This is a genomic window from Mediterraneibacter hominis (genome assembly GCF_014287475.1).
Classification (GTDB): Bacteria; Bacillota; Clostridia; order Lachnospirales; family Lachnospiraceae; genus Mediterraneibacter; species Mediterraneibacter hominis.
Genome location: NZ_JACOPF010000001.1, coordinates 1,362,700 through 1,378,186, shown reverse-complemented (window position 1 = coordinate 1,378,186; position 15,487 = coordinate 1,362,700). Strand labels below are relative to the sequence as shown.

17 protein-coding genes and 1 pseudogene are annotated in these 15,487 nt (G+C 39.3%); 12 read left to right on the top strand and 6 right to left on the bottom strand.

The features are described from left to right. Positions 1–83 precede the first annotated feature (83 nt). Both H8S37_RS06680 and H8S37_RS06675 read left to right on the top strand, forming a co-directional pair. Positions 84–1,613 (top strand): Na+/H+ antiporter NhaC family protein, encoded by a 1,530-nt coding sequence (locus H8S37_RS06680; RefSeq protein WP_186875218.1) that lies wholly within the window; start codon positions 84–86, stop codon positions 1,611–1,613. Continuing rightward, positions 1,606–2,238 carry a C39 family peptidase gene (locus H8S37_RS06675; protein ID WP_186875217.1) on the top strand — a complete coding sequence of 211 codons (633 nt, stop codon included), beginning with the start codon at positions 1,606–1,608 and terminating at the stop codon, positions 2,236–2,238. The genes H8S37_RS06680 and H8S37_RS06675 overlap by 8 nt, the downstream gene beginning before the upstream one ends. A 602-nt stretch (positions 2,239–2,840) precedes the next feature. On the opposite strand, the gene asnA is transcribed toward H8S37_RS06675, so the two are convergent. Then, positions 2,841–3,851 (bottom strand): aspartate--ammonia ligase, encoded by a 1,011-nt coding sequence (gene asnA / locus H8S37_RS06670; protein WP_186875216.1) that lies wholly within the window; start codon positions 3,849–3,851, stop codon positions 2,841–2,843. Between the two features lie 688 nt (positions 3,852–4,539). Here asnA and H8S37_RS06665 point away from each other — a divergent pair. From H8S37_RS06665 to feoB, 5 genes are all read left to right on the top strand, one after another. Next, entirely contained in the window at positions 4,540–5,535 is a 996-nt protein-coding gene (locus H8S37_RS06665) for a helix-turn-helix transcriptional regulator (protein WP_186875215.1), read from the top strand. A gap of 21 nt (positions 5,536–5,556) precedes the next feature. Further along, complete coding sequence (locus H8S37_RS06660) at positions 5,557–6,306, top strand: hypothetical protein (protein ID WP_186875214.1); 750 nt, start codon at positions 5,557–5,559, stop codon at positions 6,304–6,306. Between the two features lie 393 nt (positions 6,307–6,699). Then, positions 6,700–7,515 carry a PHP domain-containing protein gene (locus tag H8S37_RS06655; protein ID WP_186875213.1) on the top strand — a complete coding sequence of 272 codons (816 nt, stop codon included), beginning with the start codon at positions 6,700–6,702 and terminating at the stop codon, positions 7,513–7,515. Positions 7,516–7,725: 210 nt separating this feature from the next. Continuing rightward, positions 7,726–7,953 carry a FeoA family protein gene (locus H8S37_RS06650; protein WP_186875212.1) on the top strand — a complete coding sequence of 76 codons (228 nt, stop codon included), beginning with the start codon at positions 7,726–7,728 and terminating at the stop codon, positions 7,951–7,953. Further along, positions 7,950–9,998: a ferrous iron transport protein B gene (gene feoB / locus H8S37_RS06645; protein ID WP_186875211.1), complete on the top strand. Its 2,049-nt coding sequence runs from the start codon at positions 7,950–7,952 to the stop codon at positions 9,996–9,998. The genes H8S37_RS06650 and feoB overlap by 4 nt, the downstream gene beginning before the upstream one ends. A gap of 120 nt (positions 9,999–10,118) precedes the next feature. Here feoB and H8S37_RS06640 read toward each other — a convergent pair whose 3' ends face one another. Further along, positions 10,119–10,853, bottom strand: a complete 735-nt coding sequence (locus H8S37_RS06640) for a tRNA pseudouridine synthase A (protein WP_186875210.1) — start codon at positions 10,851–10,853, stop codon at positions 10,119–10,121. Between the two features lie 194 nt (positions 10,854–11,047). Here H8S37_RS06640 and H8S37_RS06635 point away from each other — a divergent pair, with 194 nt between their 5' ends. Next, positions 11,048–11,524 carry an acyl-CoA thioesterase gene (locus H8S37_RS06635; protein ID WP_186875789.1) on the top strand — a complete coding sequence of 159 codons (477 nt, stop codon included), beginning with the start codon at positions 11,048–11,050 and terminating at the stop codon, positions 11,522–11,524. A 609-nt stretch (positions 11,525–12,133) separates the two neighbouring features. On the opposite strand, the gene H8S37_RS06630 is transcribed toward H8S37_RS06635, so the two are convergent. Next, positions 12,134–12,418 carry a hypothetical protein gene (locus H8S37_RS06630; protein ID WP_186875209.1) on the bottom strand — a complete coding sequence of 95 codons (285 nt, stop codon included), beginning with the start codon at positions 12,416–12,418 and terminating at the stop codon, positions 12,134–12,136. Continuing rightward, on the bottom strand, positions 12,378–12,935 hold the full coding sequence (locus tag H8S37_RS06625; protein ID WP_186875208.1) for a hypothetical protein: 558 nt from the start codon (positions 12,933–12,935) through the stop codon (positions 12,378–12,380). Before H8S37_RS06625 ends, H8S37_RS06630 begins: the two co-directional genes overlap by 41 nt. Positions 12,936–13,128: 193 nt before the next feature. Here H8S37_RS06625 and H8S37_RS06620 point away from each other — a divergent pair, with 193 nt between their 5' ends. Further along, positions 13,129–13,275, top strand: a complete 147-nt coding sequence (locus tag H8S37_RS06620; RefSeq protein WP_186875207.1) for a hypothetical protein — start codon at positions 13,129–13,131, stop codon at positions 13,273–13,275. Positions 13,276–13,353: 78 nt separating this feature from the next. Here H8S37_RS06620 and H8S37_RS06615 read toward each other — a convergent pair whose 3' ends face one another. Both H8S37_RS06615 and H8S37_RS06610 read right to left on the bottom strand, forming a co-directional pair. Further along, positions 13,354–13,710, bottom strand: a complete 357-nt coding sequence (locus tag H8S37_RS06615; protein WP_186875206.1) for a molecular chaperone Hsp90 — start codon at positions 13,708–13,710, stop codon at positions 13,354–13,356. A gap of 144 nt (positions 13,711–13,854) precedes the next feature. Further along, entirely contained in the window at positions 13,855–14,064 is a 210-nt protein-coding gene (locus tag H8S37_RS06610) for a chorion class high-cysteine HCB protein 13 (RefSeq protein WP_082667519.1), read from the bottom strand. 305 nt (positions 14,065–14,369) lie between these two features. Between H8S37_RS06610 and H8S37_RS06605 the strand changes: the two genes are divergently transcribed. The 3 genes and pseudogenes from H8S37_RS06605 to H8S37_RS17625 form a co-directional block, all read left to right on the top strand. Further along, on the top strand, positions 14,370–15,116 hold the full coding sequence (locus H8S37_RS06605) for an N-acetyltransferase (protein WP_186875205.1): 747 nt from the start codon (positions 14,370–14,372) through the stop codon (positions 15,114–15,116). A 28-nt stretch (positions 15,117–15,144) separates the two neighbouring features. Next, the gene (locus H8S37_RS17725) at positions 15,145–15,210 is read left to right on the top strand and encodes a DUF1697 domain-containing protein (RefSeq protein ID WP_408631368.1); all 66 of its coding nucleotides are present in this window, start codon (positions 15,145–15,147) and stop codon (positions 15,208–15,210) included. A gap of 21 nt (positions 15,211–15,231) precedes the next feature. Then, positions 15,232–15,402: pseudogene (locus H8S37_RS17625) on the top strand (DUF1697 domain-containing protein); the annotation flags it as partial. Positions 15,403–15,487 lie beyond the last annotated feature (85 nt).

Genomic DNA, 15,487 nt, shown 5'->3' with positions numbered 1-15,487 from the left:
CGGGAAGATTCGATAAAATGTATATAATGTCTGTTGGCAGAAAGTCTGTTGAGAGTCTAAAGGAAAGAGAGAGAGGTTTTTTCATGGACGGTTCAATTTTTATCGGAACGTGGTGGTCGCTGGTGCCGCCGCTTCTCGCAATCCTCCTTGCTTTTATTACGAAGGAAGTGTATAGTTCACTTTTTATAGGGGTTGCTGTAGGAGCATTTTTATACAGTGGGTTTGATCCCTGGAACGCATTTGTATCATTTTTTGAGATTATGAAGGATAGTATGAACTTAAACATTCTTATCTTTGATGTACTGCTCGGCATGATTATCGTACTTATGGCAAAATCAGGCGGCTCGTCCGCATATGGAAACTGGGCGGGCAAAAAGATCAAAAGTAAGAAAAGCGCATTGCTTGCGACAACTGGACTTGGGGTTTTAATCTTTGTAGACGATTATTTTAACTGTCTGACTGTAGGTTCCGTAATGCGTCCTGTGACAGACCGCTATAAAGTATCCAGGGCAAAGCTTGCATATATTATTGATGCGACAGCGGCTCCGGTATGTATCATTGCTCCGATTTCAAGCTGGGCGGCTGCGGTGAATTCTTATGTACCTGAGAATGCGGGGATTACAGGATTTCAGCTTTTTCTGCGGACAATTCCATACAATCTTTATGCACTTCTGACGATTCTTATGGTGCTATTTATCATTCTTTCAGGGTTTGATTTTGGATTGATGAAAAAGCACGAGAAAAATGCAGAAAAGGGAGATTTGTTTACAAGCGGAGGAGAAGAGTTTGACAAAATAGAGGAGGAATCTGGTTCTAAAAAAGGAAAAGTAATCGATCTTGTACTTCCGGTAGCTGTGTTGATTGTTTCGGCTATAGGAGCAATGATTTATACGGGCTTCTTAGGGGGAGCAACCGATTTAGTGACCGCCTTTTCGGGGTGTGATTCGGAGACAAGCCTTATTTTTGCCACAATGGTGACGGTATTGTTTATGTTTCTTTTGTATATGCCGCGAAAGGTTATTACGTTCAAAGGATTTATGGACAGCTTTGTAGAGGGATTTAAGCTTATGATACCGGCTGTGGCAATTCTTATCTTTGCATGGTCTTTGAAAGGCGTAGGCGATGCGCTCGGCATTGCGGATTTTGTAGGGAATGTTGTGGGCAGCAATGCACACGCCAGCATTTTTATACCAGTCATAATGTTTGCGGTTGCAATTTTTCTTTCATTTTCTACAGGGACTTCCTGGGGAACATTTGCTATTTTGGTGCCGATTGTAGTCGCTATGTTTTCGGACGCTTCGAATATGGAAATGATGGTGATTGCCGTTTCTGCAGTGCTTGCAGGAGCTGTGTGTGGAGATCATATCTCACCTATATCGGACACAACCGTTATGTCCTCCGCGGGAGCACAGAGTAATCATATTAATCATGTCTCTACACAGATGCAGTACGCGGCAGTTGTCGCCGGTGTATGTATGGTTGGCTACATAATCGCAGGACTGATAAAAGTATGGTGGATCACACTTGGACTTAGTGCCGCACTGTTACTTTTGGTATTATTTAGTATGAAACTATTTTTGGGACGGTCTCAAAAGGCGGCGGAAAATGATTAGAATAAATGTACCGTATATCGACCAAAGCAGAAGGTATCCGACGGGATGCGAAAGTGTATCTGCTACGATGCTGTTGAGATTCCTTGGAGTTGAACTTACGGTGGATGAATTTATACAGGACTATCTTCCATGCAGGGCATTCGAAACGGTGAATGGAGAAATTTATGGACCCAGTCCCTATGAATATTTCTGCGGGAGCCCTTATGACGAAGATGCATTCGGCTGCTATGCGCCGGTGATATGCAGTGCTTTAGAAAAGGTGTTGGGAGAACCAGGGATAAAGGCACAGCTTGGAGAACGAGCATTTAAAGTATTGGATGAAACTGGACAAACGATAGAATATTTGACAAAAACTTATATAGATAAAGGTATGCCAGTTATTTTGTGGGCATGTATTAATATGCGTGCTCCAGTGATTGGACCACAGTGGATGCTGCTGGATACAAAAGAAACCTTTACATGGATATCGAATGAACACTGCATGGTAATGACAGGATATGATGCAAATGGATATTATTTCAACGATCCCTATGAAAATAAAGGCAGCGTTTACTATGAAAAAAAACTCACAAAAGATAGATTTGCCGCGCAGCATATGCAGGCAATAGGAGTGCAGGAAATATAAAGTTAACGAAGCAACAAGCAGTGCGAAAAGAACAGGAAGTCCCTGTGTCATGCTTGCATGTAAGCAGGGGGCTTTCTGTTTCTTTTCATTCGGCGACTGCCGATAGCGAAATGAAGCGTAGCGGAATTGAGCTGGCACTGCGGAAACTGATGAAATGGTTCGCGCAAGAGGGAGTGTATTGCAACGTTCGTTAGGACTTCGCCAGAATTCCTCACTTTTGCAACACACTCCCTCCCTCGCTTACACTTTCGCCAGCTTAAGTTTATAATTTCAGACAGAACAGAACCGGCTTCACGCTGCTACAGACTCCCAGTCAGAAGTTTTTCCTTCGTCTATAGGAAGGTGGCGCCCTAACTGAAATTCATAAAAAAGAGAACGGCTTCACGTTGTTATAGCCCTCCAATTAGAAGTATCTATACTACTTCTGATTGGAAATGCATAGCAGCGTGAAGCCGATTTTTTCCGTTACGAATTATAAACTTAAGCTGGCGAAAGTGTGAGTGTGAAAGAGATGCTTTGCGTGAGTGAGGAATTTCGGCGAAGCCCTGACGAACGATGCAAAGCATCTCTTTCACACGTCCCTTTTGTCGCTTAAATTTATATTACAGTAATTGTATGCCATTGGCGAGTGCTTGTTCTACTATTTCTTCAGGCCAAATTGAGGACTGAACTTCACCTATATGTGCTTTTCTTAAGTAATACATACAGATACGGGACTGTCCGATGCCGCCTCCGACTGTGTAGGGGAGTTCACCATTTAAAAGAGCCTTCTGGAAAGGGAGTGATGCGCGCTCTTCGCAGTTTGCGAGTTTCAACTGTTTTTTCAAAGCGCCTTCATCAACGCGGATTCCCATAGAAGAAAGTTCCAATCCGATGTCTAAAACAGGATAATATACAATAATATCGCCGTTTAATTCCCAGTCATCATAGTCTGGCGCACGTCCGTCATGTTTTTCTCCGGAGGCAAGTTCTTTACCGATCTGTGAGATGAATACAGCGCCTTTCGCTTTTGCGATGCGGTGTTCTCTTTCTTTTGGAGTATCTTCAGGAAACATATCTTCTAATTCCTGGGAGGTGATAAAGAAAATATCATCGGGCAGCCAGGATTCTATGTAATTGTAACGTCTGGAAATAAATTCTTCTGTATCCTTCAGAGCGCTATATACCTTGCGGACAGTGTATTCTAAGGTCTCCGTATTTCGTTCTTCTTTTGAGATGATTTTTTCCCAGTCCCATTGATCCACATAGAGTGAATGAATATTATCTGTCTCCTCGTCTCTGCGGATCGCACTCATATCCGTATAGAGCCCTTCGCCAGAATGAAAATCATAGTGTTTTAAAGCATAACGTTTCCATTTTGCAAGGGAGTGGACAATTTCAGCAGCGGCTTCATCCTGCTCTTTGATGCCAAAAGAAACTGGGCGTTCTATACCATTTAAATTATCATTCATACCGGATTCTGGTTTTACAAATAAAGGCGCAGAAACACGGGTTAAATGGAGTGATTTTGCAAGTGCACGTTCAAAATGGTCTTTGATTTCTTTGATTGCCACTTCCGTCTCACGAATTGTGAGGGGGGAGTGATAGCTGTTAGGGATTCTAAGTTGTTCCATAGTAGTGGCTCCTTTGATTTATTATATTTACCTATTTTAATGTCAGAAGTCCTGGAAGTCAACTGTAGGAATAGAAGGAATTAGGTTTTATATATAGAAGAATTGGGATAAGAAGAGATAATAACAGATAAAAATAGAATTTAATACAAATTAGCAGATAAAATATAAAAAATATAAAATTAAACTAAAAATATATTGACAAAACGCAGTGTATATAGTATTATAAATTCAACAAATAAAAGTAGTCAAAAAATAATCCGGCTAAACAATAAAAAACGGAAAAGAACATGGAGAAATTATCATAATGACGAGAAAGTTATGAGAGAAGTAAAATCCATGGGAAGAAAAAGTACCGTTTATTTAGCAGGAAATCTAAAGAATAGGAGGTACAGACCACCAGCAACGTAAAAGTAAAATAAAAACTATCAGAGTGATAGAAAAAGAGGTAAAAGAGAATGATAGAAATATCAATATAAAAGTGGGTGTTAATCAAAAGTAGATTGGTTAGCATCCATTTTTATGTAAAGAAATATTACGAATCTAAATAATACAGATATATCTAAAATTATTTATATAGAGCAATGGAAGCAGAGGGTTCAAGTAACAGGTATAGTAGAAAAGTTCTTGTCTAATAAAGAAAAAATTGATAGAATGATTTCGGATAGGAAAAGCAACAAGGGAGAAAAGCATGGCAAAGTCTTGCAATCAGAAAGCTAAGATACTCTATCTAATGAAATTATTTTTAGAAGAGACTGATGAACAGCATACATTGTCTAGAAAACAGCTGGAAGAGCATTTGGAAAAATTTGGAATCCATACAGAAAGAAAAAGTTTGTATAATGATATTGAGACGTTAAAAATGTTTGGTATGGATATCTTATACAGAAAAGAACGACCGGAAGGTTATTATCTGGCAGAGCATGAATTTGAGTTGGCAGAATTAAAGCTTTTGGTTGATGCGGTACAATCATCTAGATTTATAACAGAAAAGAAATCGGGTGCGCTGATTAAAAAGATAGAAGGGCTCACAAGTCGGTACGAGGCCAGGCAATTACAAAGGCAGGTTGTCGTTGCAGATCGTATTAAAGCGATGAATGAAAGTATTTTCTATAATGTAGATAAACTGCATATGGCAATAGCCTCTAATCAACAGATTATGTTCCGGTATTTTGAGTGGACTGTAAAAAAAGAAATGTGCCTGAGAAAGGATGGAGAGCCGTACCAGGTCAGCCCATGGGCATTAACCTGGGATGACGAAAATTATTATCTGATAGGATTTGATATGGATGCTGAGCGTTTAAAGCATTTTCGTGTAGATAAAATGGTAGATATTGAGCTTCTTTTAGAACCAAGAGGGGGGAAAGAAGAATTTTCACGATTTGATATTGCCAGTTATACGAAAAAGACATTTGGGATGTTTGGAGGTGAAGAAAGAACAGTTCGGCTGCGGTTTGAAAATCGTTTTATCGGAGTTGTGCTGGACAGGTTTGGCAAAGAAGCAAAAATCCGTCCAGATGGGGAAGAGCATTTTATTATACGGACAGAGGTTGCAGTCAGCGAGCAGTTTTTCGGATGGCTGACCGGACTTGGCAGGGGAGTGATGATACTTTCACCGGAGGAGGTAAAAGAAGCATACTGTAATTTGCTGAAAGACATTGCGAATGTTTATGGGGAAGAAAAATAAGGGACAAAGGAGTATAAAAATATGGATTGGGGTACGATAGTAGATAGAATAAGCAGTACAAGTATTGAATTTTTTATATACGGAGAAAAGGGCAGGGCGCTTACCTCACAGGAGATACTGTTTTTCGCAGTGATTATAGCAGTGGGTGCATTATGGTGCTTTTTGGGATTAAAGCTGGTACGTTTCTGGTCAGCCTTGATCGGTCTGGCAGTTGGCTTTGCAATAGGTTCTTTTGCGGCAGAGATTCTGGGAATGGAAAATACGGTTGTATATGCGGCAGGAGCTATATTGGGAATGATACTGCTGGTTCTGTGTGCAAGGTTTTACCGGTTCGGTGTATTTGTATGTGTATGGTGTGTTGGGGCTGTAAGTACAGCATGTTTTATAAATCCTAAGAACTGGATATGGATTGCTGCCTGTACTGCGGCAGGGTTGATTCTGGCATTAATCTCTGTTAAGGCTACAGAAATTATCGTGATGATAGTTACAGCATTTTTTGGCGCGATGGCAGTGGAATCTGCAGCGGCATTTCTACTTCCCATACAAGGAATGGCTGTAGAAATCGTGATAGGAGTTGTTTTGGGGGCAGCTGGGGTACTGGTACAGCTTCTGTTGGAATCAAAGAAGAGGAAAAAGCTAAGTTTAAAAAAAGCAGCAGAAATACGTGATACACAATCTACAGAGAATGAAGTGGAAAAAGCAAGGGCAATGATGGAAAATCTGGACAGTATCACAGAGAAAAAAGAAGAGTCAGATGAGGAAGAGACGTAAGAAATAATAAAATGGAAAAGTGGAAGAAGAGTCCGTTTTATGACACACCTTTTTTGGTATGCTTAATGCATATCAAAGAGAGGTGTGATTTTTATGTATGTTAAGAAATCGATAGTTAGCGGCATAATTACTTTTTTAGGGATAATTATACTCTGTATTCTTTCTATTCTCTACTGCTTTACAGAATTAAATATTCCTGAGGTTTTCTATTTTCTTGCATGGGGATTGTGTATTTCTTTTATGGTGGGAAGCGTTTCTAGGATAGAAAGACAGATATGAAAGAGCAAATTATCAGGGATGAAAAGTTTATGTCTTAAGTTGTCAGGGATTTTATAAAGTTGTATAATTAGTCTAAGAAAACCAGATAATAGAAGAGGCAAAGGAGGCTTATTGATGAAGATTGATATGCACTGCCATATAAAAGAAGGTTCTATTGACAGTAAGGTGAGTTTAGATGAATATATAACAATTTTGAAACAAAAAGGTTTCCAAGGTATGGTGATAACAGATCATAATACCTATAAAGGGTATCGCTATTGGAAAAATAATATAAAAGGGAAGAAACATACAGATTTTGTAGTGCTCAAAGGGATAGAATATGATACCAGAGATGCCGGCCATTTTCTTGTCATTATGCCGGAAGGAGTGAAAATGCGGGTTCTGGAAATGAGAGGTATGCCTCTGGCTGCGTTGATAGATCTTGTGCACCGTAACGGCGGAGTGCTCGGCCCGGCGCATCCTTGTGGGGAGAAATATATGAGCTTTATGAATACAAAGCGATTTTATAAATCCCCGGAGATTGTAAAACGGTTTGATTTTGTAGAGGCATATAACTGTTGTGAGTCAAAGGAATCGAATGAAGGAGCAGCAAAACTGGCGGCAAAATATTCTAAGGTAACAGTAGGAGGAAGCGACTCACACAAGGCAGATTGTGTGGGACGTGCCTATACGATTCTGCCGGAGCCGGTTGCATGTGAGACAGAGCTGATTTCCATGATTCACAAGAAAACACATTTCGAGGCGGGGGGAATTCCTTATGAAAAGACAACAAAAGAGAAAATAGGAAAAGTAAATAAGGTGCTGGTATATTCGTTTTGGCTTTATAATAAAGGTGGTGAGCTGATCAAGCGGCATGGACGTAATGGAAAGATGGAGGAAGAAAATCCGTTTGATCCTATCGATCCAATTGAGATGTATTATCGGTTTTAAATACAAACCTTTCAAGAGATTTTATATCCGTTCTGGATATAGAATCTCTGTTTTTTTGACTGATTATGAGAAGAAAGAAAAATTGCCTGTATCTATGTATTGAGTATAAGGGAGTATAGAAAATGTCAATTAAATTGACTTCTATTAAAAAACATTTTATAATTCAATATAGAGAAAAATTATCAATTAAGAGAACGAAGGATAAAAAAGATGAGATTGAAAGAGGGAAAAGATAACTGTACTTATATAGTAGAGTCGATTGATATGGAACTAAATCTGGAACGCAGGCTGGAGGCGCTTGGACTTACGCCAGGCTCCAGGATTACTATTTTAAACAACGATAAAAAAGGCGCCATTACTGTTCGTTTCCGTGGTACGAGATTTGCGCTTGGGAAAAGGATTGCAGATCATATCATGGTAGGGGAGGATGTGGCATGAACCAGGATATAATCAAAGTTGGGTTTATTGGGAATCCAAACTGCGGAAAAACCACATTATTCAATGCCTATACAGGAGCAAATTTAAAAGTGGCAAATTGGCCAGGGGTTACGGTGGAAAAGAAGGAAGGCAGAACCGTTTATAAAGGCCAGGAATTTCTACTGATAGATCTTCCGGGGATATACAGTCTTACATCCTATACGATGGAAGAAAAGGTATCCAGAGAGTGCATTATAAGTGAAGATGTAGATGTGATTGTGGATGTTGTGGATGCGTCTTGCCTGGAACGCAATTTATATTTGACTTTGCAGTTGATTGAACTGGGAAAGCCCGTTGTACTTGCGCTGAATATGATGGATATAGTAGAGGAAAGAGGGATGGAAATCGATCTCCATAGGCTGCCGGAGATGCTTGGAATACCGGCAATTCCAGTATCGGCAAGAAAGAAAACAGGACTGGAGATCCTGATGCATGCAGTGGCTCATCACAAGGAATATGCAAAACAGGGACCCTTTATTCATCATCATTCTGAAAATACGCGGCATCAGCACAATCACCATACGGAATACGCAATGGTATATGATGATTGTATAGAAGACAAAATTGATATACTTATTTCTCAGTTTGATAAGAAATACCCAGACATGAAAAATAAACGGTGGCATGCAATCAAATTTCTAGAGCAGGATGAAACAGTTATGAGGCAATATCCGTTAGAAATGAAGGCACTGGCAGAGCATAATTACGAGAAGGAGATTATTAACGAGAAATATGACTTTATTGAGGAAGTTATAGAAGAAGTATTGGTTAATAAGAGCAGAAAGGAAGAATGCACAGATAAAATTGATCGTTATATGACTGGAAAATGGATAGGGCTGCCTATCTTTTTAACAGTGATGGCGCTTGTATTTTTCCTGACCTTTACAGTAGGAGACTGGCTGAAGGGATACTTTGAAATTGGACTAGAGTTTGTAACAGAAAGAGTAAGCAGCATACTCCGTCTCTTAGGAACCAATCCAATGTTGGAATCATTGATAGTAGATGGAATTATTTCAGGAGTAGGGGGGATTCTGACATTCCTGCCCAATATTTTTATTCTTTTTTTGGCACTTGCATTTTTAGAGGACAGCGGATACATGGCGAGGGTTGCTTTTGTTATGGATGATATTATGGGGCGTCTTGGGTTATCTGGCAGAGCATTTCTACCGATGCTCCTTGGCTTCGGCTGTTCGGTTCCGGCGATTATGGCATCTCGTGCATTAGAACACAGAAAAGACCGTCTAAAAACAATTTTGGTGACACCCTTTATGTCTTGTAGTGCAAGACTACCGATTTATGTTTTGTTTTCTTCTATGTTTTTTGGAAAATATGCGATGCTGGCTTGTTATTCTATGTATTTACTAGGAATTGTAATCGCAATTTTAACGGCTTATATTTTATCCAGAATAGATGGCAGCAGAGCAGAACAATCTCTTCTTATTGAGCTGCCGGAATATAAAGCACCCAATGCGCGGACAATAGCCATTTATGTATGGGAGAAGATAAAAGATTATTTGACAAAAGCAGGAACCGTAATCTTCCTGGCCTCGATTGTTATGTGGATTCTTTTGAATTTTGGGCCGCAAGGATATGTAACGGATATTACCCAGAGCTTTGGTTCTTTAATTGGAAAAGCCGCCGTACCAATATTTGCACCATTAGGACTTGGCTACTGGCAGATCGTCGTAGCGCTGATTTCAGGTATTGCGGCGAAGGAGGTAGTAGTTTCTAGCTGTAGTGTATTATTTGGAATCCAGAATATTACGACTGCACAAGGCATGGAAAGTTTTGTGGCAACGCTGGGGGCAATGGGATTTGGAGCCGCAAATGCGTATGCGCTGATGGTGTTCTGCTTGTTGTATGTACCATGTACAGCGACAATTGCTACAATAAATCGGGAGGTAGGAAGCAAGAAGCTTACGGTTCAGATTTTACTATTTCAGCTTGCTGTTGCATGGAGTGTAAGCTTTATTGTGTATCATATAGGGAAACTGTTTCTTCTATAAAAGAAAATACAATTTTTTGTATAAGTCGATAAGGAATCGGCATTATATTAACAAAGAGCAGTTGATTTAGAGGCAGAAGAATAATCGTGGCAGGACGTCTTTGGACGTCCTAAATTAATTTTAATAGAAAACATGTTTAAGAAAAAGACCCTTGGGATCACAAGGTAGGCTTGGCGCCTGTACGCCTGTTAAGACATCTTCTATGGTATCTTTTCTGCGGATGCCCAATCCAATATCTAAAAGTGTGCCGATAATAAGGCGGGGCATTTTAGGAAGAAAATCATCCGCAGTCAATGTCAGGGAAATTTTTTCAGGCGTTGTATCTATCTGCATATCAAAAAGCTCTTTTTTTGTATTTTTTTTCGTGTGTCCAGATGTAAAATACTTGAAATCGTGTTTCCCAATAAGGGGCAATGCGGCCTGCTGCATAAGTGCAGCATCAGGACTGGGAAACTGATGGAGCGCATACTGCCGTTTGAAAATATCCTGCACAGGCAGTATGCACAGATGATAAATGTAGGTACGTGATTTAGCATTTAAATCAGCGCGGAAACGTTCTGGCATCTGGCAGGCACGACGGATTGCTATATCTTGTGGAAGATAAGTATTTAAATACTCTACGAATTCTTCTGGTGAGGCAGTGCAGGAGGTTTGGAAAGACACTTCCTGTGCGAGAGCATGTACACCAGGTTCGGTTTTGGCAGCACAGTTTAATATGGGAGATTCTCCTGTCATGCGGCGGAGAACTTCTGAAAGCTTATAAGAGACAGTACGTGCTGCATTGTTTCTGATAGGGCGCTGCCAGCCTAAGTAACGTGTCCCGTCATATTCTAATGTAAGCCGAATGTTTTGCATTTTCGTTCTTCCTTTCAGAGTGTATTCATATTTAATATGCATATTTATTTTACAGGATGTATTTCGGGAAGTACAGAGTTGATTTTTATAAGCAGTACCATTTATAATTTATATATGAAGATAATATACAAGCGTTAGCGGGACAGAATAAAATAGACGGGTGCCTGTTTGCGGAAAGGATAAGAGTGGGTATGATGGCAGAACAGAGAAGTGTAGAAGATTCAAAGGTAGAGACAGTGCGCCTTGTGCGTCCAAATCATCTTAATGCAGCAGGAAGGCTTTTTGGTGGTATATTGATGCAGTGGTTGGACGAGACGGCAGGATTAGTGGCAATGAGGCATACACGAATGAATGTTATTACTGCCTCTGTAGATAACCTTCGTTTTATACATGGTGCGTATAACGGAGAAATGGTAGTGATTGTGGGAAAAGTTACCTATGTAGGAAATACCTCTATGGAAGTACGGGTAGATACGTATGTAGAAAATGAAAAAGATGGCTTGAGAAGGCCGATTAACAGAGCCTATTTTACAATGGTTGCCATTGATGAAAATGACAGACCTGCAAGAGTGCCACGGCTTTTCCTACAGGGAGAAGAAGAAAAAGCAGAGTGGGATGCCGCAGAAAAAAGAAGAGAAATGCGGATAAAAAGAAAAGAAGAAGGATTTTAGAATATAAATTTAACGAAGCAACAAGCAGTGCGAAAAGAAGCATATGCGAAATTGAGCTGGCACTGCGGAAGCTGGCAAAATACCTTCCTCGTCTGGAAGAAAAGCTTTAACAGGAGGTACGCAAAAACACTGTATCAGAACACAGGGCAGGACCCGCTTTGCCTCATCCGTTCGAGTGGTTCTAAGCACAAAGCATCTGTGTGTCCATCGGAACACGCAGATGCTTTGTGTTTAGAACCAGGCGAACTGTATTCGGAACGCTCCTTGTCAATGCCCTACTTATCTGACACAGTGTTTTTTGCTGTCACTTCCAGTCAGAAGTTTTTACCCCGCTATTCGGAAAGCAGCCTTGTTAGTCAAATTTTATTAAAAAGAAATCGACTTCACGCTGTCACGAGTTCCCAACCAGAAAAATTTGTTTACTTCCGATTGGAAATATGTAGCAACGTGAAGTCGATCTCTTCCGTCTGGAAATATAAACTTAACCTGGCGAAAGTGTAAGCGAGGGAGGGAGTGTGTTGCAAAAGTGAGGAATTTCGGCGAAGCCCTGACGAACGTTGCAATACGCTCCCTCTTGAGCGGATCATTTTTGTCAGTTAACTTTATAATTTACTTATTGTGCTTTTGAAAGATGGAGTTTGTCATGCGGATTGTTTTATCTATTTGTTCCTGTTCTTCTTTTGATTTGCCATCTTTTAGTATTTCAAATATAAGGGAGACTTCATCAGAAGTGAAGCGAAGTCCTTTTTTATTTGCGCTGGTAATCAGGGCGAGCATAATCGGAGCAAGTTCTTTTCCTGATTTACCAGCCGTTTGTTCTGCTGCTAGTTTTATAAGTTCTAGCTTGGCAGGATCAATATTTTTCATTGCCGGGTGGTTTATCCATTCGTTCAACTATATCATCTCCTTTCTGAAAGTTTCTTATATCAGTATTATCATTATTGGAAAATATAGAATTATATGCTTCAAACATTTCTTTTTGCTCAGGAGTGAGCATTCCCATCATCATTTCCAGGGGTGAAATTTGTTCCTTTTTATCCGAAGGCTGGGTGGAAGCAACGTCTGGATCGAAAGAATCCTGAAATGTTTTCGCCATTTCCATCATCTGCATGATATTGGAAAATTGCTCCAGAGCAGAAGCTCCTTCTGGAGGTAAATACGGTCCTAGTTCTTCTAAGATTTCAGCGGGAGAAGAAGGAGCAGGTCGTTGGAGTGCTTGTGAATGAAGCTGCTGCCCGCGTTTCTGGAAAAAGGCAAAGGTTTCTTTTAGCTCGATAAATTTGATGAAAGTACCGAGCATTTGCTGACCGGATGCGGGTGTATAGGGAAGCAGCAGTTTCATTGTCTGAACTGCGGGCGGGGTGACAAGTTCATCAAAAGGAGTCATTGGTCTGGGCAGTTTTTTCTCCATAAGTGCTCCTGATTATAACGTTATAAATATATATGTCTTTTGTATCTAAAATATGATTTTGACAGCAGGAATATATAAGCTGTAGATTGGCAAGACTATGTGAAAGGAAAAAACAGATATTAGGAGAGAAACACACCTGTACAGTAAGTTCTACATAATATAATAAGAAAACAAAGAGAATGGTGAATAAGATATGAAAAGAAAATTGATTATTGATGGAAATGCGGTATATGAGTTAGATGAAGAATGTATGCTTCAAAAGAAGATGGACAAAGAGAGGATAAAAACAGAAGGGCAGCATGAAAATAAAAATAAAGAAGAATATAGGGAAGAACATTAATAAGGATATTATAAATGGAATAAAAATAAGATGGAACAGGAAGTATATACTTTCTGTTCCATGTTTTACAACAAAGGTCTATTCTAAAATACTGTCCTTTTTCTCGAGAATCGCTTCTACTGCTGCGCAGGCAGGGCAGTCACAGTATTTAGCACCGGCAACTTTTATTTCTTTTGCATGTGCGGCTACATTCGGCGCATTGTCACCGAAAACCTTTGGCCCGTTTTCAGATTCTGCAAATTGAATCAGATTATCTATCGGCATAATATCTGCTTCTAATTCTTGTATATATTTTTGTGTCTCCGCTGTCTCCTTATCGGTTCCTATAGCATCCAGCCATGCTTGTGCAGCTTCCTTTGTTTCACTGCTGCAGGTAGGAGCGTTTATTAGCTCTTTTGTTTTTTCGACCGTGAAATCCAAAACATTTTTTTCCATATCGTCCATCCTTCTTTCTTCTAAAATTTGTCCTTATTTTAGCATGGATACATGGAAATATCAATATAACAAAAGGCTGTGGCCTTGGCAGATGTTTTACCCGCCTAAGCCACAGCCTATCAGTATTTAGAGATTATGTGTTTATCAGCATCCGCAGCCATTGTTGCCGAATCCGCCGCAGCAGCAGAGAAGTAAAATGATCCACAGGCAGCTGTCATTGCCGCCGAATCCGCCGCCGAAACCATTTCCGCAGCCGCCGCAGCAGCAAAGCAGGATGATAATCCACAGACAGGAAGACATTCCGCCTCCGTTTTCGCATCCGCATCCACAGTTTGTAGCACTTAATTCACTCATATTGAAATCCTCCAAATATGTTTATTTACAGTTACATAATATGCTGACAGAAAGAATGTGTGCGAAGAAAAAGAAAATTTTTTACTAAAAGGCGTGTTTCTACTGACAAGTAAAATGAAATGGTTATAATCTTTGTGACAGCATTCCTAATTCTGCCTGAACAATAGCCATAAGCGAACAAACTATGGGTGATTGTGTATTCAGATATACAGAGTCTTTATTGAAAGCTATTAACTTTAAAATTTAATATCTATTAAGTTGTTCTGTGGTATAATAAAAGGCAAATTGAAAGTTATGGGGGGCTTATGGAATATATTAGAGTGACAAATGAGAATATTGATGAGGAGCATATATGTTGTGCAATTTCAAACAACAATGATATTCAAGTGTCATCGAAAAAGGATTGGTTAAAAGGGGAATTTGATGATGGCTTAGTTTTTCTAAAGAGCGAAGAACGGGGAAAGTGTTTTATTGAATATATTCCTGCTGAAAATGCATGGAATCCTATTATTGCGGATGATTATATGTATATTAACTGTCTTTGGGTTGCCGGAGCTTTTAAAGGGCATGGCTATTCAACAGACTTGTTAAACAGTTGTATTGAAGATAGTAAAAATAAAGGCAAAAAAGGAATATGTATTTTATCATCTAAAAAGAAAAAGCCATTTTTATCTGACTCTAAGTTTTTAAAGTACAAAGGTTTCACTATCTGTGATGAATCAGATAATGGGATTCAGTTATGGCATTTTCCGTTTATTACAAATGCTTCTTTACCAAAATTCAAAGAGTGTGCAGCACACCCGCACATTGAAGAAATGGGATATGTTTTGTACTATACCAGTCAATGTCCATTTAATGCGAAATACGTTCCTATTATAGAAGAAGTAGCAAAGGAGAAGGGCGTACAATTTAAAGCAATTCATTTGCAAAGCAAAGAAGAAGCACAGAATGTACCTACGCCAATTACAACGTATGCTCTGTTTTATAATGGAGAATATTTAACAAATGAGCAAATGAATGACAAGAGATTTTTAAAGCTATTAGCAAAATAAATTAGAAAGTGTAAAAGGAGTTAAAAATATGAAACGGTTTGTTGCTTTGTTAAGAGGCGTCAATATAAGTGGAAAAAACAAAGTGCCAATGTGATTTTTTCCAGTGATGAAATGATACAATGAAATTGGAGAGCCTAAACCTGAATTAGAAAAGATAAAAGATTACAAAGATGTAATATTCTGGTGTTTCAGTTGAAAAGATTATCAAAAAACAAATTGGTGGTCTAAAACGGCAAGGGTAAATATCAGCACAAAATTAACAATAAGAACAGTAAATACAGTATGAAAAATAGTTGGCATGTAATTGTTTTTTAAATTCCGGAATGTACCCATCAAATTTGTAAAGGATTGTATGCTATTAATAAAGCAAC